Annotated in this window: 17 protein-coding genes; 13 read left to right on the forward strand and 4 right to left on the reverse strand. The window is 73.0% G+C overall.

Going from position 1 to position 24,037, the window contains the following annotated elements; translation table 11 throughout:
• The first annotated feature begins 102 nt into the window (after positions 1 to 102).
• Both WMF39_RS05600 and WMF39_RS05605 read left to right on the forward strand, forming a co-directional pair.
• A complete protein-coding gene (locus tag WMF39_RS05600) occupies positions 103 to 1,557 on the forward strand; it encodes a serine/threonine-protein kinase (protein WP_437744509.1) in 1,455 nt (484 codons plus the stop codon).
• 65 nt (positions 1,558 to 1,622) lie between these two features.
• A complete protein-coding gene (locus WMF39_RS05605; RefSeq protein ID WP_437744510.1) occupies positions 1,623 to 2,780 on the forward strand; it encodes a PEGA domain-containing protein in 1,158 nt (385 codons plus the stop codon).
• Between the two features lie 78 nt (positions 2,781 to 2,858).
• Here WMF39_RS05605 and WMF39_RS05610 read toward each other — a convergent pair whose 3' ends face one another.
• Positions 2,859 to 4,241, reverse strand: a complete 1,383-nt coding sequence (locus WMF39_RS05610; protein WP_437744511.1) for a DUF1552 domain-containing protein — start codon at positions 4,239 to 4,241, stop codon at positions 2,859 to 2,861.
• A complete protein-coding gene (locus WMF39_RS05615) occupies positions 4,241 to 5,965 on the reverse strand; it encodes a DUF1592 domain-containing protein (RefSeq protein WP_437744512.1) in 1,725 nt (574 codons plus the stop codon). The genes WMF39_RS05610 and WMF39_RS05615 overlap by 1 nt, the downstream gene beginning before the upstream one ends.
• A 278-nt stretch (positions 5,966 to 6,243) precedes the next feature.
• On the opposite strand from WMF39_RS05615, the gene WMF39_RS05620 reads away from it, so the two are divergent.
• The 3 genes from WMF39_RS05620 to WMF39_RS05630 all read left to right on the forward strand — a co-directional run bounded on the left by WMF39_RS05620 (position 6,244) and on the right by WMF39_RS05630 (position 10,816).
• Positions 6,244 to 7,179, forward strand: a complete 936-nt coding sequence (locus WMF39_RS05620) for a hypothetical protein (RefSeq protein ID WP_437744513.1) — start codon at positions 6,244 to 6,246, stop codon at positions 7,177 to 7,179.
• A 1-nt stretch (position 7,180) separates the two neighbouring features.
• Entirely contained in the window at positions 7,181 to 9,208 is a 2,028-nt protein-coding gene (locus WMF39_RS05625) for an SBBP repeat-containing protein (protein ID WP_437744514.1), read from the forward strand.
• A 285-nt stretch (positions 9,209 to 9,493) separates the two neighbouring features.
• Positions 9,494 to 10,816 (forward strand): glycosyltransferase family 4 protein, encoded by a 1,323-nt coding sequence (locus WMF39_RS05630; RefSeq protein WP_437744515.1) that lies wholly within the window; start codon positions 9,494 to 9,496, stop codon positions 10,814 to 10,816.
• 17 nt (positions 10,817 to 10,833) lie between these two features.
• On the opposite strand, the gene WMF39_RS05635 is transcribed toward WMF39_RS05630, so the two are convergent.
• Positions 10,834 to 12,342, reverse strand: a complete 1,509-nt coding sequence (locus WMF39_RS05635) for a serine/threonine-protein kinase (protein ID WP_437744516.1) — start codon at positions 12,340 to 12,342, stop codon at positions 10,834 to 10,836.
• Between the two features lie 398 nt (positions 12,343 to 12,740).
• Here WMF39_RS05635 and WMF39_RS05640 point away from each other — a divergent pair, with 398 nt between their 5' ends.
• The 8 genes from WMF39_RS05640 to WMF39_RS05675 all read left to right on the forward strand — a co-directional run bounded on the left by WMF39_RS05640 (position 12,741) and on the right by WMF39_RS05675 (position 23,343).
• Positions 12,741 to 12,890 carry a hypothetical protein gene (locus WMF39_RS05640; RefSeq protein WP_437744517.1) on the forward strand — a complete coding sequence of 50 codons (150 nt, stop codon included), beginning with the start codon at positions 12,741 to 12,743 and terminating at the stop codon, positions 12,888 to 12,890.
• A gap of 6 nt (positions 12,891 to 12,896) precedes the next feature.
• Complete coding sequence (locus WMF39_RS05645; RefSeq protein ID WP_437744518.1) at positions 12,897 to 13,892, forward strand: glycosyltransferase family protein; 996 nt, start codon at positions 12,897 to 12,899, stop codon at positions 13,890 to 13,892.
• 259 nt (positions 13,893 to 14,151) lie between these two features.
• Positions 14,152 to 15,741: a glycosyltransferase gene (locus WMF39_RS05650; RefSeq protein WP_437744519.1), complete on the forward strand. Its 1,590-nt coding sequence runs from the start codon at positions 14,152 to 14,154 to the stop codon at positions 15,739 to 15,741.
• A gap of 78 nt (positions 15,742 to 15,819) precedes the next feature.
• The gene (locus WMF39_RS05655; protein WP_437744520.1) at positions 15,820 to 18,447 is read left to right on the forward strand and encodes an MMPL family transporter; all 2,628 of its coding nucleotides are present in this window, start codon (positions 15,820 to 15,822) and stop codon (positions 18,445 to 18,447) included.
• Positions 18,444 to 19,622 carry a glycosyltransferase family 4 protein gene (locus WMF39_RS05660; protein WP_437744521.1) on the forward strand — a complete coding sequence of 393 codons (1,179 nt, stop codon included), beginning with the start codon at positions 18,444 to 18,446 and terminating at the stop codon, positions 19,620 to 19,622. Before WMF39_RS05655 ends, WMF39_RS05660 begins: the two co-directional genes overlap by 4 nt.
• Positions 19,623 to 19,689: 67 nt before the next feature.
• Complete coding sequence (locus WMF39_RS05665) at positions 19,690 to 21,006, forward strand: glycosyltransferase (RefSeq protein WP_437744522.1); 1,317 nt, start codon at positions 19,690 to 19,692, stop codon at positions 21,004 to 21,006.
• Positions 21,007 to 21,131: 125 nt separating this feature from the next.
• A complete protein-coding gene (locus tag WMF39_RS05670; protein ID WP_437744523.1) occupies positions 21,132 to 22,580 on the forward strand; it encodes a GuaB1 family IMP dehydrogenase-related protein in 1,449 nt (482 codons plus the stop codon).
• Between the two features lie 124 nt (positions 22,581 to 22,704).
• On the forward strand, positions 22,705 to 23,343 hold the full coding sequence (locus tag WMF39_RS05675) for a lysophospholipid acyltransferase family protein (protein ID WP_437744524.1): 639 nt from the start codon (positions 22,705 to 22,707) through the stop codon (positions 23,341 to 23,343).
• A 49-nt stretch (positions 23,344 to 23,392) separates the two neighbouring features.
• Here the strand turns inward: WMF39_RS05675 and WMF39_RS05680 are convergent, their stop codons facing one another.
• Positions 23,393 to 23,767: a hypothetical protein gene (locus tag WMF39_RS05680; RefSeq protein WP_437744525.1), complete on the reverse strand. Its 375-nt coding sequence runs from the start codon at positions 23,765 to 23,767 to the stop codon at positions 23,393 to 23,395.
• Between the last annotated feature and the right edge of the window lie 270 nt (positions 23,768 to 24,037).

Consider the following 24,037-nt stretch of genomic DNA (forward strand, 5'->3'; position numbering starts at 1 on the left):
CCTCCGTCGATGGACCGGCCGGGGGGCACCTGTGCTACCGTCGACCACAGCAGGCTCGGATGGCGGCGCGCCCCGTGGCCGGGCGTGAAGCACGGAGCTCTCATGAAGCCACCTGTCGTCGAAGGAGACGTCATCGCCGGCAAGTACCGGGTCGATCGCGTCGTGGGCCGAGGCGGCATGGGCATCGTGGTCGCGGCGAGCCACCTGTTCCTTCCGCAGCGTGTCGCGATCAAGCTCCTTCTCAGCACGGAGAGCCCGGCGCTCGTGCAGCGGTTTCTCCGCGAGGCGCGCGCGGTGGTCCGCCTCAAGGGCGAGCACGTCGTGCGGGTGTTCGACGTCGGCGAGCTCGGCTCCGGCATCCCGTACATCGTGATGGAGTACCTGGAGGGCGAAGATCTCTCCGATGTGCTCCGCGCCCGCGGCACGCTCAGCGTCGTGGACGCGGCCGACTACGTCCTGCAGGCCTGCCTGGCGATGGCCGAGGCGCACGCCGCGGGCATCGTGCACCGCGATCTCAAGCCGGCGAACCTCTTCCTCACGACGACGCCCGGCGGGGCGACGCTCATCAAGGTCCTCGACTTCGGGATCTCGAAGGAGGTGCCGGGCAGCACCGAGGGCGTCGGCGCATCGTTGACGCAGACGCGGGAGATGCTCGGCTCGCCCATCTACATGTCCCCGGAGCAGATGCGGTCGTCGCGCTCGGTCGACGCCCGCTCGGACGTGTGGGCGCTCGGCGCGCTGCTCTACCGCCTCCTGGTAGGGCAGCCGCCGTTCGAGGCCCCGGCGCTCGCCGAGCTCGTGCTGCAGGTCGCGAGCGCCGAGCCGATCCCGCCCACCGCGCTCAGGAGCGACATCCCACCGGGGCTCGAGGCCGCGATCCTCCATTGCCTCCAGAAGGATCCGGCCCGGCGGCCGCAGACCGTGGCCGACCTGGCGCGCGCGCTGGTGCCCTTCGCTACGGCGGGCGGGCAGGAGCGCGCGGAGCGCGCCGCGCGGATCCTCGGGGCGGGGGCGCAGGCGACGCCGCCGCCGACCGGTTCGGTGCCGCCGCCGCGGCTCGTGACGGCCAGCGGCCCTCCGAGCGCCCCGTCCGGCGCGATGGCGAGCCTCCTGCCCACGACGCGGGGGCTCACGCGGACGTCCGCGCGGCCCGGGTCGCGCAGGATCCTCGGGGCGGCGCTCGGGGCGGTCGCGATCGCCGTGCTCGCGCTCGCCCTCTGGGGCGCGGTCGCGTTGCCAGGCAGAGCGCCGGAGGCGGCGGCGCTGCAGGCCGCGGCGGCCTCGCGGGACGACACGGCGCCGCGGCGCGCGCGGCAGGACACCGCGGCGCGCGGCGCGGACCCGCTGATCGCGCCGGAGCCGCCGCCGGCGGTCCGTGACGCCTTGCCGCCACAGCCGCCGTCGGTCTCCCCGGTCGTCGCGCCGGCCAACGACGCGGCGCCCTCCGGGGCGGCGCTCGAGGGCCGGCGCGTGCCCCCGGCGACGAGCGCGTCGGCGACGCTGAAGGCGCCGTCGGCGCCCGGAGGGACGAATCCCTTGGAACTACCGATCAAATGAGACAGGAACCTCCGGCCTCCGACCGGCGGCACCCCGCATTCCAGCCGGATACAGGCGAGGCGCCGGTGCGTTCGCGCCGCCCGGCGACGGGGCTCGCGCCAGCGGTCGCCATCGTGGTGTTGACCACGGCCGGCGGCGCGGCCGCGCAGCAACCCCAGCCCGCCCCTGCGGCGGCTCCTGCGCCGGCCGCTCCCGCGCCGGCGGCTCTTGCGAAGGCCGCTCCCGCGCCGGCGGCTCTTGCGAAGGCCGCTCCCGCGCCGGCGGCGGCTCCTGCACCGGCCGCTCCCCCGCCGGCCGCTCCCGCGCCGGCCCCTTCCGCGCCGGGCGAGGCTGCTTCTGCGCCCGCCCGCGAGCGGCTGAGCGGTGAGGCCAGGGCCGATTACGAGTCCGGCAAGGCGCTCTTTCGCAACGGCGACTTCGCCAGCGCCTTCCTCAAGTTCCAGAGCGCCTACGAGAGCTCGAAGGACGCGCGCCTCCTCTGGAACATGATCGCCTGCACCTCCAAGATGCACCGGTACAGCCAGCTCCTTGCGCTGGTGGAGAGGTTGAAGCAGGAGGACCGCGGCGTCCTGCTCCCGGAGGACTGGGCGACGATCGCCGAGGTCGAGCGGAACGCCAGGGCCCTCGTCGGTCACCTGGACATCGCCGCGAGCGAGCGGGACGCGGAGGTGACGATCGACGGCGAGCTGATCGGGAAGACGCCGCTCCCGGGCAAGGTGATCGTCGACGCCGGCACCAGGAGAATCCGTGTCTTCAAGCCGGGGTTCAAGGAGCACCTCCGCGTGGAGAGCGTGTCCCCTGGCGCGCAGCTGGCGCTCGACGTCCGGCTGGCGCGGCCGATGAACGGCGGCAGGCTCTCCATCCTTGCCTCTCCGGGCGATCGCCTCGCGCTCGACGGCGAGTTCCTGGGCGAAGGGCAGTGGGAGGGCATCGTGCCGAGCGGCCGTCACGTGGTGAGGGTGTCGGCGCCGGGGAAGGTGCCCTACCAGGCTCAGATACGGATTCAGGACGAGGCGCTGAGCAGCGTCCGCGTCGGCCTGGTGCCGGCCGAGAAGCGCGGCGGGACGCCGTCGTGGGTATGGATCGCCGGCGCCGGGGCGGTCGTCGCCGCGGCCTTGTCGGCCGGCCTCCTCCTCGCGCACGACCCCCATCCCGAGCAGGTGGGGGCGGGCCAGGGAGCCCCCAGCGAGGGCCGCCCGACCGGATTCGGTGGCCGGTTTTGAGGGGGCCGCCGCGGTCCACGGCGGCGCTCGCCCACGAACCTGCGCCTCGCGCTGGCGAGCGCGGCCGGCAGGCCGCCGTCAGATCATCCCTACCAGCGGTCCTGTGCAGAAGTCCGGGTCGCCGAACGTGTCGGCCTCGATGCCCATCGCGTGGAGCAGCGACAGGAGCAGGTCGTTGTGCGCGACCTCCTTCTGCTGGACGACGTATCGGCCCGTCTTGAATTGACCTCCTGCGCTCCCGGCGACGACATAAGGGATGTTCTTGCGCAGGTGATTGCCGTCCGCGTGCTCGTTGGTCCAGAAGATCACCGTGTTGTCGAAGACCGTGCCGTCGCCCTCCGGCATGCTCTTCAGCCTGGCGATCAGGTACGCGAGCTGCTCGGCGTAGAAGCGGCTGATCCTGGTGAGCCGCTCGCGGTTCACCTGATCGGCGTAGCCGTTGTGCGCCATCGGGTGGTGGCCCTCGGTGATGTCCGGCCCGAGGAAGCTCAGCACCTTGGTCGTCGCGGAGTTCGTGAAGTGCAGGCTCGCGACCCGCGTCAGATCGCAGGCGAGGGACATCGCGATGAGATCCAGCTGGAGCCGGCAGAGCTCCGGCATGCTGGCGACCTTGTCGACGTCGAGATCCGGCGTCAGCGCCGGCGCGGCGCACGCCGGCGAGGTCGGCGCCGAGCCGCGATCGAGGCGCGACGCGATGTCCTCCACCGACGCGAGGTGCCCGTCGAGCTTCAGCCGATCCGCGGCGCCCAGCCGCTTGCGCAGCCGGTCGTAGTCCGAGGCCACCTTGCCGAGCACCGCCCTGCGCTGCTCGGTCTTCCGCGTCGCGTCGGCGGGCGCGACCGACAGGTCGGAGAAGAGCCGGTCGAACGCGGCGTACGGGCTGTTCTCCGGCGGCAGCGGCTGCGCCGGCCCGCGGTACGCGAGGCGCGCGCCCACGGTCGCCCCGTAGACGAGCACGCCGAGCTCGAGCGAGAGGAACTTGGTCTTCGTGCCGATGTGGTTCGCGATCTCCTGGTCGAGCGAGATGCCGTCGGCCCAGCCGCACGACAGCCCGGCGTCGCCGGGGAAGTCGCCCTCCTGCATCGCGCGCGCGGTCAGGCACTGCCCCGTGCCCTTCTGGTGCGCGTCGCCCGGCCCCGTCAGCGCCGACAGCGCGCTCACGTTGCCGAGGACCAGCAGATCCCTGTTGTGGTCCTTGAGCGGCGCGAGGATGGGCGACAGCTCCTCGCCGTCCTGGAACGTCGAGGACGACGGCCAGAAGTCCGGTGGGACGGTCCCGTTCGGCGTGTAGAGCACGATGAACCGCTTCGGGAACTCGAGCCCGAACGCGGCCCGCCCCGTCTGCTCCGACGCCGGCGCGAGCCGCTTCGAGCAGCCCATTGCCTCGAGGAACGGCAGCGCGAGCGCCGCGCCGCCGAGGCCCCTGAGCACGGCGCGGCGGCTGAGTCGGTACGGCTTCATCACGGCTCTCCTCCCGGGGCGCTCTCCGAGGCGCCCCCTGCGTCGTCTCCCACGTTGATCTCGCGCCGGTAGCGGAACGCGTCGGTCTGGGTGAGCGCCACGAGCAGCGCCCTGATGTTGTACCGGGACGCCTCGAACGCCTCCGTCGCCTGCGAGAGGCTGCAGGCGTCCTCGCGCTGCTCGGCGCGGCCATAACCGAAGCGGAACCACTGCTTCACGACGCACGCGCGCACCTGCTCGCTCTCCGCGAGCCGCCGCGCGAGCTCGACCGCCCCGTCGAACGGCCCGTCGATGTCGGTCTGCGTGAGCTCGCCGCTGGCGTCGACCGGGATGCCGTTCTCGGCGTCCCGCCAGCGGCCGAGCGCGTCGTAGTGCTCGAAGCCGAACCCGATCGGGTCGAGCAGCGTGTGGCAGCTCCTGCAGCCCGGGTCGGACACGTGCTGCGAGAACTGCTCGCGCGTCGTCTTCGTCCGGTCGACCATCGGCGGCTCCGGGACCACGTCCGGCGGCGGCGGCGGGATCTGGCAGAGCAGGCTCTGGCGCACGAACCGGCCGCGGTGCACCGGCGAGGACCGGTTCGGCTTCGCGTAGAGCGAGAGCAGCCCGGCGTGCGTCAGGAAGCCGGCGCGCTGCGACGGATCGAGCTCCACCCGCTCGAACGCCTCGCCCTTCGGGCCTCCCTCGACGCCGTAGAGCTCGGCGAGCTCCCGGTTCATCATCGAATAGGACGCCGTGAACAGCGTGCTCACGCTCGCGTCCTCCTCGAAGATCGCGTGATCCAGGAACGCCTCGGTCTCGGCCTGGAACAGCGGCAGGAGCTCGTCCCGGTACTCGGGGTAGAGCTCCGGATCCCTCCCGCCCGCGGCGATCTCGTCGATCTTCGAGAGCCCGAGCCACTGGCGGTGGAAGTTCTTCGCGGCCTCGCGCGCCCGCGGATCGTCCAGCATGCGCCGCGCCTGCGCCGCGATCTCCGCGGCGGTGCCGAGCGCCCCCTCCTCGGCGGCCGCGAAGAGCGCGTCGTCGGGCATCGTGCCCCAGAGCAGGTACGAGAGCCGCGAGGCGATCTCGTACGAGGTGAGCGGCACGACGTCGCCCTCCACCGGATCCGGCATGCCGAGCTCGACGCGGTAGAGGAAGTGCGGCGACTGGAGCATCGCCTGGACAACGAGCGAGAGGCCGGTCGACGCGTCGTCGGGCGTGTCCCCGAGGCCGAGCCCGCGGTCGAAGAGCGCCGCGAGCTCGGCGACCTCGTCCTCGGCGAGGGGCCGGCGGAACGCCCGCTTGCCGAGCGACGCGATGAGCGCCGTGATCTCGCCGCGGCACGCGGCGCCCGCCGCGGCCCCGCGGCACGAGGGCGCCTCGCCGAGCAGCTTGCCCGCCGCGCGCGCCGCGATGCCCTCGGCGGCGGTCATGTACTGCTCCGCGAGCAGCGGGCTCACCACGAGCGCCGCCGCCTGGTTGTTGAAGCCGAGCGACTCCTCCTCGGGCACGAAGCCCCTCGCAGGGCGGCTGTCGTCGCCGAGGAGATCGAGTATCGTATTGTCGTACTCCACCCGTGTCATGCGGCGGAGCGGCGACTCGCCTGGCTCGATGGAGGCGCAGAGCGGTGCCGTCGCCTCGCCGTCGTCGTCGTCGTCGTTCGCGGGGAGATCGCCGAACTGCCCTGAGCAGGAGGCGAGGAGGAGCAGGCCGATGGGCCAGCGGAGAGCTCTTGGTTCAGCCATGGTGCCTCGTCGGCGAGCGCGAGCAGGGCACGGCGCGTTCCCCTCCGTGCAGCGCGCGCGGCGCGGCCGTGTGCGTGGCGCGCCATCTCGCCATCTTCAAGGAGCGTATGGCAAACCGTCGCTCCCGGATAGGAGCCGCGCTCGGAGCGGCCGAATCAAGTGGGAGCACGGGGCCGATGTGATCATCCCGTGTGCGCGTGTCTTACGGCGTTGCCGCGGACTCCGGCCTTCGAAGGCGGCTCGACCTGCGGTGTACGGAGCGACTATGCTCGCGCCCAATGCAAAGGCGAACGCTCGCCTGTCCTGTCTCTCGTCTCTCTCCTCGGGCGCCGCGGCGCCGCGCGCGCCGCTCTCCTGCGGCCGCGCCGCTCGGCGCGGCGCTCTCGGCGCTGTCGATGCTCCTGGCGCTCCTTTCGCCAGGCTCGGCGCTCGCCGATCCCAGCGCGGCGTCCAGCGCCGATCGCGCCGAGCGCGATGAAGGCGCCCGCCCGCCCGCCGCGGGGACCGCGCTCTTCAGCGCGGGTGTCGATCTCGAGATCGCGGGTCGTACGCTGTCCTATAGCGATCTGCTCTCCGACAACCTCCGCACCTACGAGGTGCTGGGCGTGCCCATGCCGTCCCTCCGGGGCGAGCTGTACCCGTTCGCGCGAAGCGCCGTCCCGGTGCTCCGCGACCTCGGTGTCGAGCTCTCGTACGCTCGCGCCCTCGGCCTCGACTCGGAGGGCGCCGGCGGAGCGAGCGTATCGACCTCGTGGAGCCGGCTCCACGCCGGCCTCCGGGGCCGTTACCGCCTCGCCGGGCAGGACGGGCCGGTCCTGTTCGCGGGCGGCGGACTCCGCTGGACCGACTTCGATATCGAGTCGACGGGCGACCCGTCGCGCGACGCCGCGTCGGTGTCTTACGTCGCCTTGCGCGTGGGGGTGGACGGGCGATTGCCGGTCGGCCCGGTCGCGCTGGAGGCCGGGGGAGGGGTCCAGGCGCCCCTCTCGATGGGAGCCCTCGCGTCTCATTTCCGCGCGCCGAGCGCCGGAGGCGTCGATCTCCGCGTCGCGGTCGCCGCCCCGTTCGCGCCGGGGCTCGAGGCGCGCGCCGGCGCGTCGTACGCGCGGTTCTTCTACGACTTCGACTCCGAGCCAGAGGACACGTACATCGCTGGCGGGGCGCTCGACCAGCACTTCAGCGTTCACCTGGGGGTGGCTTATCATGGGGAGTGAGGTGCGCTCAGCGCGCGCGGCGCGCGCCGGGTCTGCCCGTCGCGGCGGGCGCTTCACGGCGGCGACGGCGGCGACGGCGGCGGCGCTCGTCGCTCCGGCCTTGCCGCTGCTCGCGGGGTGTCCGGGGACGATCGACGATCAGGAGCGGTTCGACCGGCGGCACGGCGGCGGCGGCGGCCCGCAGGCCGCGTGCGCCGACGTGCCCGCGGTGTTCGCCGAGCGGTGCGGCGGCGCGAGCTGCCACGGGCCGGGCGAGCCCGCGGCCGGCCTCGACCTCGTCACGCTCGGCGTCGGCGATCGCGTCGCCGGCCGCCCGGCCACGAGCTGCGCCGGCGTGCTCGCCGACCCCGATCGGCCGGAGGAGAGCGCGCTCTACGTGCGGCTCACCGACGCGCCTTCGTGCGGCGCGCGCATGCCGCTCGGGGGGGCCCCGTACTCGTCCGAGGAGATCGCGTGTGTCGCCGCCTGGATCGCGGAGCTCACGCCGGCCGCGTGCAGCGGCCTCGACTGCGGCTGTCCCGGCTGCGTGTGCACGCCCAGCGCGCAGGAGGCGTGTTACACGGGCCCGGGGGGGACGGACGGCGTCGGGCGCTGCGTGGCCGGCACGCGCGTCTGCAACGCGGAGGGCACGTCGTGGGGCCCGTGCATGGGGGAGGTCCTGCCCGCGTTCGACGCGTGCGACACGCCCGACGACGAGGACTGCGACGGCGCGACGCCCGCCTGCGAGGACGTGTGGAGCCGCGGCTTCGGCGACGCGACCGGCCAGTACGCCCGATCCGTCGCGTTCGACGCGGACGGCAACGTGATCGTGGCCGGCCAGCTGGAGGGGACCGTCGATCTCGGCGGCGGCCCGCTCACGGCCACCGGCACGGACGCCTTCGTGGCGAAGTTCGACAGGTTCGGCGCGCACGTCTGGAGCAAGCTGTTCCCGGGCGACGGCAACCAGTTCGCGATGGCGCTCGCGGTCGACGCGGCGGGCAGCGTCCTCGTGGCGGGCCGCGCCTTCGGCCGCGTCGATCTCGGCGGCGGCGAGCTCGCGTCGCACGGGAGCGACGACGTCTTCGTCGTCAAGCTGGGCGGCGGCGGCGAGCACATCTGGAGCAGGATCTTCGGCGGATCCGGCGCGGATCGCTGCGACCGCATCGCCGTCGACGCGGCGGGCAACGTGCTCGTGGCGGGCGGCTACCACGGCGCCGTCGACTTCGGCGCCGGCGAGCTCACGAGCGCGGGCATGCGCGACGCCTTCGTGCTGCGCCTCGCCTCGGGCGACGGCCGGACGCTCCTCGCCCTGCGCGCCGGCGGCGAAGGCGACGACTACGCCCACGGGATCGCGGTCGACGCCGACGGCAACCTGGTCGTCGCGGGGTATTTCGATGGATCCATCGATCTCGGCGGCGCGCAGCTCGTGAGCGCCGGCCTCTCCGACATCTTCCTCGCCAAGCTCCGTCCTTCCGGCGACCACGTCTGGAGCGCCCGGTTCGGCGGCGCCGAGGCGGACGAGGCCCACGACGTCGCGGTCCACCAGGCCACGGGTGACGTGGCGCTCACGGGCACGTTCGCGTCGACCATCGACCTCGGCGGCGAGCCGATGGTGAGCGCCGGCGGGCGGGATCTGTTCGTCGCCAGGCTCTCCGGCGCCGGCGCGCACCTCATGAGCCGGCGCTTCGGCGACGACGAGGACCAGCTGCTCACCGATTTCGAGACCGGGGCGCGCGCGAGCGTCGCGGTGGACTCCGCCGGCAATCTCCTGCTCGCGGGGCCGCTGTTCGGCTCGGCGGACTTCGGCGGAGGGCCGCTGACGAGCCGAGGCAAGACCGATGTCTACCTGGTCAAGCTCGGCGCCTCGAACGATCACGTGTTCAGCAAGCTGTTCGGCGACGTCCAGACGCAGGTCGGCCTCGACGTGGCGGCGGGCTCAGGCGCGAGCGTGTTGATCGCCGGCCGTTTCTACGGCGCCATCAACTTCGGTCAAGGGGCGCTCTCGAGCGCGGGCCAGGGCGACGCGTTCGTCGCGAAGCTCTCTTTATAAATACCGTTCTCATTGCAATCGTCGCGCTCGCTCGCTAGCGCTGCGCGCTGTTTGCCCACCTCTTCTGCCAAGGTCACCTACGGCGCGTGGCAATTTGCCTCGCTGGGGCAGCATGGCTGTTCGCTCATCGCTCGTCTGGGCACGTTGCTCCCATTCCTTGCCTCGTTTCCAGCTTTCTCGCAGTGGCATGTTCTCTGCTCGACACCGCTCGACCGCGCGGCGAGATGCTCCGCTGATCGGAGGATTTCCGTCGAGCCGAGCGGGCGAGTCCGAAGGAGCAGAGGTATGCGCGTCCTGCTTATCACCAAGATCTTCCCGAACGCGACGAACCCGGGACAGGCGCCGTTCAACCGGCGGCAGTTCGCCGCGCTCTCGAGGTATTGCGACATCGACGTCTTCGCGACGATCCCCTGGTTCCCCGGGGCTTCCAGGTTCTCCCGGTGGTCCATGTCGAGCGACGCGCCTCGCGAGGACGTGATCGAGGGGTTGCCGGTGCGCCACCCGCGATTCCTCTATGTGCCCAAGGTGGCGCCGTATCTCAATGGCCCGCTCTATGCGGCGTCCATGCTCTTCGAGCTGGCGCGCCACCGTCCTGCGCCGGACGTCATCGTGGGCTCGTTCGCCTATCCGGACGGATTCGCCGCGGTGTGCCTCGCGGAGCTGCTCGGCGTCCCGGCGGTCGTCAAGGTGCATGGCTCGGACGTCGACGTGCTCTCGCAGCAACCGGCGGTCAGGCCCTCGCTCGAGTGGGGTCTCCGGCGCGCGACCCGCGTCGTCGCCGTGAGCAAGCAGCTGGCCGAGGGGGTCCACGCGCTCGGCGTCCGTCGCGACCGCATCGATGTCGTCATGAACGGCGTCGATCGCGGCCTGTTCTACCCGCGCGACCGGGGCGAGGCCCGCGCCGCCCTGGGCCGCCCCGCGGAGCGCCGGCTGCTGCTCTACGTCGGCCACCTGCTCCGCGACAAGGGCGCGCTCGACGCGATCGCCGCGTTCGAGCGCATCGCCGCCGCGCACCCCGACATCGACCTCGCGCTGGTCGGGAGCGGCGCGGACGAGCAGGCCTGCAGGTCGGCGGCGGAGCGGCTCGGCGGGCGCGTTCTGATGACCGGTCGCCTGCCGCACCACGAGGTGGCGCGCTGGGTCGCCGCCTGCGATGCGCTCGTCCTGCCGAGCCATCACGAGGGCACGCCCAACGTCGTGATCGAGTCGCTCGCGTCGGGCCGCCGGGTGGTCGCGACGCGGGTCGGGGGCATCCCCGACGTGATCAGCCGCCCCGAGCTCGGCGAGCTCGTCTCGCCCGGCGATCTCCCCGCCCTGGCCGGCGCCATGGCGCGCGCGGCGCACGCGCCCTACGATCCCGAGCGGATCTCGGCGCTCGCCGGGTCCAAGGGGTGGGACGAGAGCGCTCGCGCGCTCCACGACACGCTCGTCCTGGCGCGGAGCGAGCGGCGCTCGCCAGCGCCCGCGCCCGCGCCGCTGCGCGTGCCCGTGATCGACAACGGCCCCGCGCTCCAGGCGGACGCGCAACCCCCTGCATCCGTGCGACGGGCGCCGCCCCCCTCGCGGCGGTTCCCCGACGGCGCGCAGCTCGGGGTCGGCCAGGCCTGAAGGGCCCTGGCCCCGCCTCAGGCCACGGGCACGGCCTTTTCTGGCCGCAGGCGAACGGTGGGGCCGGGATCCGGGGGCGGCGGCTCGGCGCGCGGCATCGCGGCGCGCGCCGTCCAGAAGCTCCTTGCGTCGTCCGGCGTCCACGCTGGCGCCGGCTCGCATGCGTCGAGCGCGGCGAGCAGCTCGCGCGCGCTCTGGTAACGGTCGCCTGGCCGCTTGGCGAGGCACCGCATCACCACCTCTTCCAGCTCCGACGACAGCGGCCAGGGCGCGCGCAGCGACGGCGGGATCGGCGGCATCGTCAGGTGCGAGTAGACGAGCTTGCCGAAGCTCCGGCCGTCGAAGGGGGCCACGCCCGTCAGCAGGTAATAGAGCGTGACCCCGAGCGAGTAGATGTCGCTCCGGGCGTCCACGGCGCCGGCCGAGATCATCTCCGGGGACATGTACGTCGGCGTTCCCTTGATCACGCCGACGTCCGTCATGCTCGCGTCTCCCTCCAGGCTCACCTGCTTCGCGATCCCGAAGTCGAGCACCTTGAGCACGTCCTGCTCGTCCCCCACGCGCGTGATGTAGAGGTTGTGGGGCTTGATGTCGCGGTGGATGACGCCCGCGTCGTGCGCCTCCGCCAGCGAGAGGCAGGCCTGCCGCGCGAAATGGACGACCCGGGAGGGCGGCATCGGGCCGTGATCGCGCACCAGGGTGGCCAGGTCGGCGCCGGCCAGGTGCTCCATCGCGATGTAGAAGATGCCGTCGCTGCTCGCGCCGAAATCGAAGATCCGGATCGTGTGCGGCGACGTGAGCCGGCTCGTCGCGCGCGCCTCGCGCTCGAAGCTGCGCACGTCGCCCTCGGACTTGCTCTCGCTGCGGAGCAGCTTCAGCGCCACGTCGCGGCGGAGCGACTCGTCCCAGGCGAGCCACACCTCGTTCTGCCCGCCCCGACCGACCGGCGCCACGAGCCGGTAGCGGCCGAGCTTGCGGGCCTCGTAGACCTGCTGGCGCGCCGACCAGAGGCCGTGGCTCGCCGCCGACACCAGGATCGCGGTGGCGAGCACGAAGATGTAATTGCAGGCGAAGATCACGAGCGACCGCGGCGACGTCCACTGCGCAGCCAGCGCCGGGTCGAGGGACGCCCCCGCGCCCATGATGATGGGGAAGCTGAGCGCCACAGGGATCGTCATCCGGAGCGATCGCGAGAAGTGCGTGGGCAGGATCGTCGCGTCGACGAGCATCACGATCGACAGCCCGTGCATGTAGTTCCAGGTCAGATCCCCGAACTCCAGCGCCATCACGGAGATGAGCCCCCCCGTGCTCCACACCGCGAAGACGTGCGCCGCGTCGAGGAGCTCGGCCGAGGTCTGCTCGCGCCGAGCGAGGAGGTACAGCCAGAGCAGGATGACCTCGCCGAGCAGCCGGTAGAGCAGCAGCCGGGTGACCGAGGCGCTCGGAAACACGGCGAGCACCACGAACACGTCGAGCGCCGCGAACGTGGGCCAGGTCACGAGCGCCGTGGGGAGGCCCCGCGCCATCGCGCGGCGCTCGTCCGCCGAGCTGACGCCTCGAGGTCCCTGGGATCCCGTCGAATGGAAGCTGCTCGAGGCGGTCATGGTGCGGCGCGGGCCGTATCGCAGGCCATTGGAGCCCTGCGCTGGCGCGGAGTCAAAGCGCACGTCGCCCGTCGGGAGGAGCGAGAAATGACGCATCGCACGTGTCGCACGCAACGTACGTGGGGCGCGCATCGCGCGCATCACACACGTCGTACGCGTTGCCCCACGTCGTACGCACCACGCGGGCGCCGCCCGGGCGCGGCGCGGCGAGCGCGCCTCCGGGGTTCCGCCGGCGGGGCGTCCGTTGTAGAGGCGCTCCGCGCTCGCTCCGAGACCCCCGCCATGGCGGCGATCTCGGCGGCGATCCGCGGGGAAATGGGATGAAGCAGAGACGTGCGCTCATGATCATCGCGGTCCGCAATGGCGTGCTCGCCGGCGCGGCCCCCGCGCGGGCGGCCATGGGCCCGCGCGCGATCCTGGGACGGGCCCTCTCTCGCGCGCGCGGCTGCTGCGGCGCGCCGGTGCGCTGACGGCCCGTGGCGAAGATCGGCTACTACGTCCACGGGCGCGGGCGCGGGCACGCGAGCCGCGCGCTCCCGATCGTGGGAGCCCTCCGCGAGCGCGGCCACGAGCTCCGGATCTACGGCGGCGGCCAGGCGGCGGACCTGCTCGGCGCGCTCCCGGAGCACCGCCTCGTGCGGCCGATCCACCGCGGGCTCGCGGGCGTGATCGAGCTCCCGCGCCGCCTGGCGAAGGAGATCGTCGAGCAGGCGGGCTTCCGGCCCGACGCCATCGTGAGCGACGGCGACGTCCCGTCGCTGCTCGCCGCGCGCGCGCTCGGGATCCCCGCCGTCGCGCTCGGCCACGATCTCGTCTTCTCGCGCTGCCGCCTGCCCGAGGGGCTGCCGAGGCTGCGGGTGCTCGCGTGCCGGCGCACGACCTGGGCCTCCAGCCGGGCGCGCCGCGCGGTCGCCGTCCACTTCCTGCCGATCGAGCCGGAGACGCCGGGCACCCTCGTCGCGCGGCCCGAGCGCCGGCTCGCCCCCGCGCGCGCCGGCGAGCCCGGGGCCGTCGTCTGCTACTTCAGCGAGTGCGACGCGCGCCGCGTGCTCGATCTCGTCGCGCGCGACGGCCGGCGCGTCATCGCGTTCGGCGACCCGGGTCTCGACGTGCCCGGCGTCGAGGCGCGCCCCTTCGATCCGGGCGCGTTCCTCGGTCACCTCGAGGGCGCGTCGGCGGTCGTGACCACCGCCGGCAGCAACGTCCTCGCCGAGTGCGTGCTCGCCGGCAAGCCCGTGCTCGCGCTCTACGACGACCGCCACAACGAGCAGACGCTCAACGCGCTCCTCGCCGAGCGGGCCGGCGTCGCCGTCGCGAGCTCGCTCGCGGCGCTCTCGCCGGACGTCGTGGCGCGCTTCTTCGATCGCTGCCGCGCCGCCGACTTCGCTCGCATCGACCTGGAGCGCGCGCTGCCGAGCGCGCCTTCCGCCGTGCTCACCCTGCTGGAGGAAGCGTGCGCGGGCGCCTCGTGACGAGGTGCATCGCGACGTTCGCACCTCGCACCGTGGCCGAAGTCGACACAAGCGGCATGAGCTTTGCTAATTACGCCCGCTGCCGACAGGCCGATTGGCCGACGAGGAATGGCTGCTGTGCCGAGCAGCAGGCAGCGCTCGCGGCCGCAGCGTGACACGGCTGTCGCGGGCGCGACACGAGCGCCCTACCGCCCGTCACGCTGCGCGCCTCGGTCGGCCATCGACCACGGTTCGCGCCGCTTCTCCAGGAGCAACGAAGATGACGATGGATGCAATTCTGCCGCTCAGCGACCACCGGAGCGATCGCGCGCCGCACGAGGCGATCGCGCCGGCGCGTCCCACGCCGTCGACGGGACCCGCGCGGGGAGGGCTCTCCTCCGTCAGGGTGCAAGCGGCCATTCCAGAGAATCCCTTCGCTGCCCTCTCCGGCGCCAACGGGCGGCCGCTCAAGGTCGCCATCCTCAGCGATTTCACGCGCATTCCTTACGCGAATGGCGCGGTCTTCCAGACGCGGGCCCTGTATCGCGCGCTCAACACCTGTGGTCACCAGGCAACACTGATCGGACCTCGGGATCCGGATGCCTCGGCCGACGAGGTCCCTCCCGGCACCGTCGCCTTGCCCAGCCTGCCGCTGCGCACCTACCCGGGGGTGCACCTGCCCATCCCCGTGGGATCCTCGGTGCTCGATCCGATGCGGTGGGATTTTGACATCTGCTTTGCGCAGACCACGACCCTGCTCGTCGAGTTCGGCATCTGGCTGCGCAAGATGCGCGGCATCCCGCTGCTCTGCGTGAACACGACGCACCTCGCGGCCGCGTACGACGTGCTCCTGCCGGAGCGGGTCTCCCGGATCGGCGCGGTCCACACGGTGCTCCACAAGACGCTGCGCGCGCCGATGGAGCGGCTCTTCGTGGACCTGTACAACCAGGGAGACGGCCTCGTCGTGCTGAGCGAGGGCCTTCGCGATTACTGGCGCGAACGGGGCGTGACGGTGCCCATCCACGTCATCCCGCGGATGGTCCCCGAGGACGTGTTCGAGCGCCCGCTCGGCCCCGACCCCTACGTGCAGCTGCTCGAGGAGCGCGGGCTCGACCCGCGCGGCCCCCGCCTCGTCTGCGCGGGCCGCCACACCCGGGAGAAGTCGCAGCACCGGCTGATCCGCATCTTCGCCGAGCACATCGCCCCGCACGAGCCGCAGGCGACGCTCACGCTCGTGGGCGACGGGCCGGACAGCGTGGCGTACGCGGCGCTCGCGCGCGAGCTGGGCGTCGCGCGCCGGGTCATCTTCACGGGCGAGGTGCCGTACAGCCAGATCTCGGACTACTACCGGCACGCGAACCTCTTCCTGCACGCCTCGCTGAGCGAGACGTTCGGAAACGTGCTCAGCGAGGCGCTCTGGTGCGGCTCCCCGACGGTCGCGTTCGCCGACGGCATGGGCGTGAGCTCGCAGATCCAGAGCGGCCACAACGGCCTGCTGATCGACCCGGGCCGCGGGCCGATCGCCGAGGAGAGCGCGAACGCCGCGTACGGCAAGGCCGTGCTCGCGCTCACGCGCGATCCGCTCGCCGCCGCGCGGCTCGGAAACGCGGCCGCGCAGCGGGCGCGCGAGCGGTCCTCGCCCCTCGTCGTGCAGCGCATGCTCGCGAACGCGTTCGCGCACGCGCGCGAGCACGCGAGGCAATCCAACCTGCGCCCGCTCGTCGACGGGCCGAAGGCGCTCCAGTGGCTGGAGACTTTCCGGCACTTCCGCACCTGGATGGGCTTCACCGGCGGCCTCTTCGCGTTCGGCCACCTGCGCCCCGCGGCGGCGCCGCGGCCCAAGGGTATCCAGCCGTCGTTCTGCGCCTAGCGCGCGTGGTAAGACCGGCCCGAAGACGGCCCGCACGCGGCCGCTTCGAGGTGTTCCCGGTTTCGAGGTGTCCTTCGAATGCTCCTCAGGATGATCGGTGCGCTCGTCGATATCAGCGGGCGCCGTCCCTGGCTCGTCATCGCGCTCGCCCTCCTCTCCATGGCAGGGCTATGGGGGTACGCGTCGCGGCTCGAGCTGCGCACGGAGCTCCGCGAGCTCTTGCCGAGCGACAGCCCGGCGTTCCAGGCCTACGAGCGTCAGGCCCGGCGCGTGGACGGCGGAGCGCAGCTCATCGTCATCGCCGAGTCACCGGATCGCGGCGCGAACGAGCGGTTCATCGACGCGCTCGCGGAGCAGCTGAACGAGCCTCTCCGGAAGCGCGCGGCCTGCGCCGCGGCGTGCGGCGACGACGCCTGCCGGGCGGCGTGCGGGCCGCCGGCGCTCATCCGCTACGTGGAGTCCGGCACGAAGGAGGTCCGCAGCTTCTTCGACGCGAACAAGTGGCTCTACGCGAGCGTCCGCGAGCTCGAGGCGGCGGACGAGGCGATCGAGCTGGAGCTCGCGCTGCGGAGCGGCCTCATCGAGGATCTGGAGGCTTCCGGGGCGCCCGGCGGTGACGCGGGCGCGGCGGCGACGCCGGCGCCGGCCCAGAAGGGGCTGTCGCTCGACGAGACCTGGCAGGAGCTCCAGCGGCGCCTGAAGAAGATCGACGAGTTCCCGAGCGGCTACTTCGCCACGCCCGACGGGCGCATGGTCGCGCTCCGCATCGTCTCGCGCAGCGCCGGGATGGGCGATCGCCGCGCGGCGGAGCTCCTCGACCAGGTGACCGCGCTCGTCTCGCGCCTCGATCCTGCGGCGTTCCACCCGGCCATGCAGGTCGGGTACGCGGGCGACATCCCGAACGCCATCGCCGAGCAGAAGTCGCTCGTGAGCGAGGCGGTGTGGGCCACCGCCATCGCGCTCGTGCTGATCGTCGGCGGCGTGATGATCTACTACCGCTCGCCCTGGTCGCTCGTGGTGATCCTGCTCCCCACGGCCCTCGGCGCCAGCGCTGGGTACGCGTTCGCGACCCTGACCTACGGCTACGTCAACACGGTCGGCGCCTTCCTCGGGGCGATCATCGTCGGCAACGGGGTCAATTACCCGATCGTGCTCCTGTCGAGGTACCGCGACTTCCGCGCGCGCGGCATGCCCGCGGACGAGGCGCGGCGCGAGGCGGTCATCAACGCGTTCCGCGCCGAGCTCGTCGGGGCGAGCGTGGCGGCGATCGCCTACGGATCGCTCACGATCACGCACTTCCGCGGGTTCAGCCAGTTCGGCACGATCGGCTTCGTCGGGATGTTCATGGTGTGGGCGTCCATCGTGCCGCTCGTGCCCGCGACGCTCGTCGCGATCGAGCGCATCCAGGCGAGGCTCCCGCGCTGGATGCGCGATCCGGCGCCGCGCGTCTCGGACGAGGGCGCCTCCGGGCCCGGCGCGCGGGCGCTCGCGCGCGTGACGTCGCGGTGGCCGCTCGCGTTCCTCGCGGTCGCGCCGGTCATCGTCGCGCTCGCCGCGTGGAAGCTCCCCGCGTACATCCGGGATCCCTGGGAGTACAACTTCGCGCGCCTCGGCTCGAAGAGCTCGCGGGAGAAGGGCGCGGGGAGCTGGTCGCTCAAGGCGTCCGAGGTCTTCGGCGGGAAGATGAACGTCGCCGGCGCGATGATGCTCGCCGACACACCCGAGCAGGTGCCGGCCATCAAGGCGCAGATCCTGGCGAACGACGCGAAGGATCCGCAGGGCCAGCTCGTGGCCGACGTCGCGATGGTCGCCGACGCCCTCCCCGGCACGGCCGAGGAGCAGCGGCGGAAGATCGAGATCCTGGAGCGCATCCGGGACCGGCTGACCCCGCGGGTGCTGAAGGCCCTGCGCCCCGAGGAGCGCGAGCGCGTCCTCAGCATGAAGCCGCCGGAGGCGCTGCGCGTCATCGGCCCGAAGGACCTGCCCGACCTCATCCGCCGCAGGTTCGAGGAGAACAACGGCGTGGTGGGGACGGTGTTCTACGTGAAGTACAAGAACAACGTCTCGTTCTCGAACGGCAGGAACCTCCTGCGGATGGCCGACACGACCGGCAACGTGGTCCTCCCTGACGGGACCCACGTCGTCACGGCGAGCAGGCCGACGGTCTTCGCCGAGATGATCCGGTCGATGGAGCGCGACGGCCCGCTGGCGACGGCCGCCTCGCTCCTCGCGGTCACGGCCGTCGTGGTGCTCGCGACGGGCAGCATGGCGGGCGCGCTCGCGGTCCTCCTGTCCCTCGTGCTCGGCGTGCTCGCGACGGCCACCGCCATGGCGGCGCTCGACGTCAAGATCAACTTCCTGAACTTCATCGCGCTCCCGATCACGTTCGGCATCGGCTGCGAGTACCCCTTCAACGTCTTCGATCGCGCGCGGCTGCTCGGCGGCGATGTGTCGCTCGCGGTCAAGCGCTCGGCCGGCCCCGTGGCCCTCTGCAGCTACACGACCGTGCTGGGCTACGGGTCGCTCATCTTCGCCGACAACCAGGCGCTGAACTCGTTCGGCTGGGTCGCGGTCAGCGGCGAGGTGGCGTGCGTCGTGTGCGCGCTCCTGTTCCTCCCGGCGCTGCTCCACGTCATGAACCGCTCGGCGCGGATGCGGCGCTCGTGGAAGGGCGGCCTCCTCCTGCGCGGGAGCAACCATTCGTGAAGATCCTCGACGTCGCGGAGTTCTTCTCGTCCCGCGGGGGCGGCGTGCGGTCGTACCTGGAGGAGCTCGTGCGCCAGGGGAGCCGGCGCGGCCACGAGATCGTCGTCGTGGCGCCCGGGCCGCGCGACGAGGTGGTGCCGCTCGAGGGGGGCCGCATCGTGCGGGTGGCCGGCCCGCCGATGCCGTACGACCCGACCTACCACGCGCTCCTCCGGCTCGGCGCGGCGCGGGCGATCATCCGCCGCGAGGCGCCGGACGTGGTGCAGGCGAGCGCGCCGTACACGGCCGCGCTCGTCGCGGCGAGCGCCCGCGAGGTCCCGCTCCGCACGCTCGTGTACCACTCGGATCAGATCAGCACCTACGCGGCGCCGCTGCTCGACCGGGTGCGCCCGCGCGCGGTCGCCCGGGCGCTCGAGGGCGCGCTGTTCGCCTGGCCGCGCGCGCTGTCGCGGCGGTTCGACGCGACGATCGCCCCCGGGACGTTCATCGCGGAGCAGCTCCGCAGCCACGGCTGCGAGCGCGTCCACCGCGTCACCTTCGGCGTGAAGCGCGGCGACTTCGACCCCTCCCGCGCGGACGCGGCGCTGCGCCGCGGCCTGCTCGGCCGGTTCGCGGACGAGCCCTCGGCTGCGCTGCTCCTCGTCGCATGCCGGCTGGCCGTCGAGAAGCGGGTCGCGCTCGTGATCGACGCCGCGCGGGAGCTCGCGGCGCGGCGCCCGGTCGCCCTCGCGGTGCTGGGCGACGGGCCCGAGCGGGCGCGGCTCGAGCGCCGCGCGGCCGCCCTTCCGCAGGTGACCTTCCTCGGCTTCGCCAAGGACCGCGCCACCTACGCCGCGCTGCACGCCAGCGCCGATGTCTTCGTCCACGGGGGCGCCGCCGAGACGTTCGGCTTCGTGCTGGGCGAGGCGCTGTGCTCGGGCCTGCCGCTCGTCGTCCCGGCCGCCGGCGCCGCGCTGGATTTCGTGCAGCCCGGCGCCGCCGAGGTGTACGCGCCGCGCGCCTCGCCGGGCGAGGTGGCCGCCGCGATCGAGCGGGTGCTTGCGCGCCCGCGGGAGGAGCGCGTCGCGGCGGCGCGGGCCGCGGGGGAGCGGCTGCCCACGAGCGACGAGCACTTCGAAGCGCTGTTCGCGCTCTACGCGGACCTGCTCGAGCGCGGCGTGCGCGGCGAGGGCTGACGTCGTGGACGCCAGCTTGCCCGCGAGAGGACGCGAGAGGACGCGAGAGGACGCGAGAGGATCGATCGTGCGCCCCTTCCTGCTGATCTCCCCCGCCTTCGCGCCCCAGACGAGCGTCGGCGCCTTCCGCTGGGTGAAGCTCGCGCGGCACCTGCCGCGCCACGGCTTCCGCGTCGCCGTCCTGTCGGGGACCTTTCCCGAGGATCCGCGCGACGACGGGTTGCTCGCCGCGCTGCCGCCCGAGGTCGAGGTCTTCGACGAGTACCTCGATCCGGCCGTCCTCGCCGCGGGCGCCGCGCTGCGCGCCCTCCGCGCGCGGGCGCCGCTCCCCGCGGGGCGCGCGGGGCCGCTCGTCGGGCTCCGCCCGTTCCAGGCGATCACCGACCGCTGGATCGCGCACGCGCCGCGCGGGGCGCGCGCGGCCGTGGCCCTGGCCCGCCGCACCGGCGCGCGGGCCGTCGTGGTGAGCGCCGGGCCGTACTCGGCCTGCCCGGTCGGCCTCCACGTGAAGCGGACGCTCGGCGTGCCGCTCGTCCTCGACATGCGCGACCCGTACTCGCTGCACGAGACGGGGAGCGGGCCGCCGTCCGGCCTGGCCGAGCGGGCCCGGCGCGCCATCGTCCCGCGCCTGGAGCGTCGCTGGCTCGAGGGCGCCGACCACGTGATCTTCAACACGCGGGCCGCGCTCGAGGCCTACCGCGCGCGCTTCCCCGAGCTCTCGTCGAAGTCCTCGTTCGTGCGCAACCACTTCGATCTCGCGCTGTACGCGCCGCCGCCCGTGCCGGAGCCGCCCCGCCGCTTCGTCGTGCTCCACCTCGGCACGATCCGCGAGGAGGCCTCGGCGGACCAGATAGGCGCCGCGCTGCGGCGGTTCATCGACCGCGAGCGGCTCGCGCCCGAGGACGTCGTCCTCCGGCAGATCGGCCGGATGTCCGACCACGATCGCGCCTGCTTCGAGCGCATGGGGCTCACGCCGTACATCGAGGCGCTCCCCCCGGTCCCGCAGCGCGACGTGCTCGGCGAGCTCAGGCGGGCGCACGTGCTGCTCGCGATGCTCAGCCCCCACGTCGTGCTGCGCGTCTCGGCCAAGACCTACGACTACGCCGCGTCGGGGATGCCCGTCGTCAGCGTGACCGCGAACCGCGAGGTCGAAGAGCTCCTCTCGTACCGGAGCGACAACGCGCGCGTCGCGCCGGACGACGCGGACGGCATCGCCGCCGCGCTCGCGCGTCACCTCGCGCGCTTCCGGGAGACGGGCGCGCTGCCGGTCCCGGCGCCTCCGCCCGCGGAGCTGTCGTCCGAGGCGGCCGCGGCCAGCGTCGCCGCGATCCTGGACCGCGTCATCACCGACGCGACCGCGCGTAGCGCCCGCCAGCCTGCTTGAACATGGTAGCCCGGCGGGGAGGGGGCCGTCGCGCAACCAGCGCCGACCCCGCCCTGCCGTCAGGCACTAGACTGGCGCGCGCCGCGCCGCCTTCACGGCGCCATCCCCCTTCCTCGGAGCTGTGCATGCGCTTTCTCCACCCCGAGCATGACGAGAGCCTGGAACTCGCGCTCGAAGACGTGTTCCTGACCCCCGGGTACTTCGCCGGCGGCTCCCGCCTCGAGACCGACCTGCGCCCGGCGGACTTCCCTGGCGGCTCGCACCCGATCGTCTCGGCGAACATGAACGCGGTCACCGGCAAGCGGATGGCGGAGACGATGGCCCGCTTCGGCGGCCTCGGCGTGCTCCCGCAGGACATGGATCTCGACACGGTCGAGCGCATCGTCCGCCACATCAAGCGCGCCGACCCGCGCTACGACACGCCCCTCTCGGTCTCCCCGCGGGCGACGCTCCGCGACGTGCACGGCATCATCCGCAAGCGATCGCACGACATGGTGGTCGTGGTCGACGACGAGCGGCGGCCGATCGGCATCGTCACCCACGCCGACCTGCGCGACCGGGATCAGTACACGCCCGCGTCCGCGCTCATGTCGCCGCGCCTCATCACCATCCCGGCCGGCACGCCGAACCGGACGGCCTTCCTGTTGATGGAAGACGCCCGCGTGAAGGCGGTCCCCGTGCTCGACGGGGACGGGCGGCTCCACGGCGTGCTGACGCGCGACGACGCCGTGCGGCTCGAGCTGCTCAAGCCGACGCTCGACGGCGGCGGCGAGCTCATGGTCGCGGCGGCGATCGGGATCTCCGCGCAGGCGGCCCAGAGCGCCGCGCGCCTGCTCGAGATCGGCGTGTCCGCGATCGTGCTCGACACCGCGCACGGCCACCAGCGCCGGATGATCGAGGCGATCCGCGCCGTGCGGGGCGCCGTCGGCGACGCCGTCCCGCTCGTGGCCGGCAACGTCTGCACGGCGGAGGGCACGCGGGCCCTCATCGAGGCGGGCGCCGGCATCGTGAAGGTGAACGTCGGCCCCGGCGCGATGTGCACGACGCGCATGCAGACCGGCGCCGGCCGCCCGACGTTCTCCTCGGTGCTCGCGTGCGCCCGCGAGGCGCGCCGCCACGGCAAGCGCGTCTGGGCCGACGGCGGCGTCCGTCACCCGCGCGACGTGGCGCTCTACCTCGCCGCCGGCGCCTCGCGCGTCATGGTCGGGACGACGCTCGCCGGCACGTACGAGAGCCCGGGCGACGTCATGGAGGACCGCGACGGGCTGCTCTACAAGGAGAACTACGGCATGGCGAGCGCCCGCGCGGTCAGCGAGCGCACCGCGGACCTCGACGCGTTCGAGCGCGCCAAGAAGGCCTTCTTCCGCGAGGGCATCTCGACGTCGCGCATCTACATCCACGAGGGGCGCGAGAGCGTCGGCGCCATCCTGATCGAGATGATCACCGGCGTGCAGTCGGCGTGCACCTACGCCGGCGCGGCGAACCTCGACGAGCTCCACGACAAGGCCGTCATCGGGGTGCAGACGCTGGCGGGCTACGGCGAGGGCAAGCCGCACGGAATCGAACGGCGTTGATCGAGCGGCGCTGATCGAACGGCGCTGATCGAACGGCGCTGATCGAGCGCGGGATGACGGAAAGGTGACGTGACTTCCACCCGGGCAGCGACGAACCTCCGGCTGCTTACCGTCGAGGTCCTCCATGCCGAACGCACCCGCTCCACGTTTTTCCGCCGCGCGCCGCGCCGTTCGCCGGTTCGTCGGCCGCACCTGGTTGTCCGTGTTCGGCTGGCGCGTGGAGGGCATGGCGGAGCTCCCGTCGAAGGCGGTGATCATCGCGGCGCCCCACACCTCGAACTGGGATTTCCCGTTCACGCTCGCGGTCAGCTACGTGCTCGACCTCGAGTTCTCCTGGCTCGGCAAGCACACGCTCTTCGAGCCGCCGTTCGGCTTCTTCTTCAAGTGGCTCGGCGGCGTCCCCGTCGACCGCCGCGACCGGAACAACCTCGTCGCGGCCGTGGTCGACGTGCTGAAGGAGCGCGACGAGCTCATCCTGATCATCGCGCCCGAGGGCACGCGCTCGCGCACGAAGCGCTGGAAGACGGGCTTCTACTACGTCGCGCTCGGCGCCGGCGTCCCGATCCTCCTCGGATACCTCGACTTCCCCCGCAAGCGGGGCGGGATCCTCCACGTGTTCCACCCGACGGGCGACATCGAGGCCGACATGGCGGCGATCCGCCGTCTCTACGAGGGTATCGAAGGAAAGCACCCGGAGCGGATGAGCGAGATCACGCTCGGCGCCAGGGGTGCTCCGGCGAACGGGGCCGTGCAGCACCCCTGAGCTCGGGTCGGCAGCGCGCGAGCCGCGTGCGCGCAGCCGGGTGCGCTCGTCAGCGCAGGGACGGCGCGCGAACCGACGAGGCGGGCCCCGCCGTGATCCTCGTCGTCAGCACGCCCGCGAGCGCCCATTCGAACGCGGAGCGGTCGGTGTACACGTTGAAGCGGCCGCCCGTGGCGAGGTTGGCGACCGTGACGCCCATGGCGACGAGCCCCGGCCGCACGAGGATATGGACCTCCTTCAGCTTGCCGGGGTTCCGCAGGTGCCACGCCGTGAGCCTGGCCCGGACGTCGCTGTCATAGCCGGTGCCGAGCTCGAAATCGTCGAACACGACCGGGTGCACGCCCGCCTCGACGAGGGTCTCCAGGTGCCTGATCGCCGGCTCGATGAGATCGAGCGACGCGTACCCCTCGAGGCGCCTCGTCACGACGTCGGACGCCGGCGTTCGAACATCGAGGACTCCCCGCCCGGTCGACCAGCGGTCGCCCCGCGCTCCGAGCCGTGTGTGTGCCAAATCCATCTCGATTTCGAGACTTTAGTCTATGGGCGGCGCTCCGCCACGCGATCCGTCCGATCCGCTCCGTTCCCCGACGCCGGGGGCGTGAGCTGCGCTCGCGGACGGCGCCTCGCCGGCCGGGCGCGCGAGGCGGCGGGGTTTCCGGCGCGTCGAGCACGTCCGGCGGGCCAGGCCGCCTCC

Source organism: Sorangium sp. So ce1504 (assembly GCF_051521635.1).
Lineage (GTDB): Bacteria > Myxococcota_A > Polyangia > Polyangiales > Polyangiaceae > Sorangium > Sorangium cellulosum_B.

Excerpts from the sequence above, each read along its gene's own strand:
- WMF39_RS05600 (WP_437744509.1), top strand. The coding sequence starts at position 103 with ATGAAGCCACCTGTCGTCGAAGGAGACGTCATCGCCGGCAAGTACCGG.
- WMF39_RS05610 (WP_437744511.1), bottom strand. The coding sequence starts at position 4,241 with ATGAAGCCGTACCGACTCAGCCGCCGCGCCGTGCTCAGGGGCCTCGGC.
- WMF39_RS05615 (WP_437744512.1), bottom strand. The coding sequence starts at position 5,965 with ATGGCTGAACCAAGAGCTCTCCGCTGGCCCATCGGCCTGCTCCTCCTC.
- WMF39_RS05620 (WP_437744513.1), top strand. The coding sequence starts at position 6,244 with ATGCAAAGGCGAACGCTCGCCTGTCCTGTCTCTCGTCTCTCTCCTCGG.
- WMF39_RS05630 (WP_437744515.1), top strand. The coding sequence starts at position 9,494 with ATGCGCGTCCTGCTTATCACCAAGATCTTCCCGAACGCGACGAACCCG.
- WMF39_RS05635 (WP_437744516.1), bottom strand. The coding sequence starts at position 12,342 with ATGGCGCGGGGCCTCCCCACGGCGCTCGTGACCTGGCCCACGTTCGCG.
- WMF39_RS05640 (WP_437744517.1), top strand. The coding sequence starts at position 12,741 with ATGAAGCAGAGACGTGCGCTCATGATCATCGCGGTCCGCAATGGCGTG.
- WMF39_RS05650 (WP_437744519.1), top strand. The coding sequence starts at position 14,152 with ATGACGATGGATGCAATTCTGCCGCTCAGCGACCACCGGAGCGATCGC.
- WMF39_RS05655 (WP_437744520.1), top strand. The coding sequence starts at position 15,820 with ATGCTCCTCAGGATGATCGGTGCGCTCGTCGATATCAGCGGGCGCCGT.
- WMF39_RS05670 (WP_437744523.1), top strand. The coding sequence starts at position 21,132 with ATGCGCTTTCTCCACCCCGAGCATGACGAGAGCCTGGAACTCGCGCTC.
- WMF39_RS05675 (WP_437744524.1), top strand. The coding sequence starts at position 22,705 with ATGCCGAACGCACCCGCTCCACGTTTTTCCGCCGCGCGCCGCGCCGTT.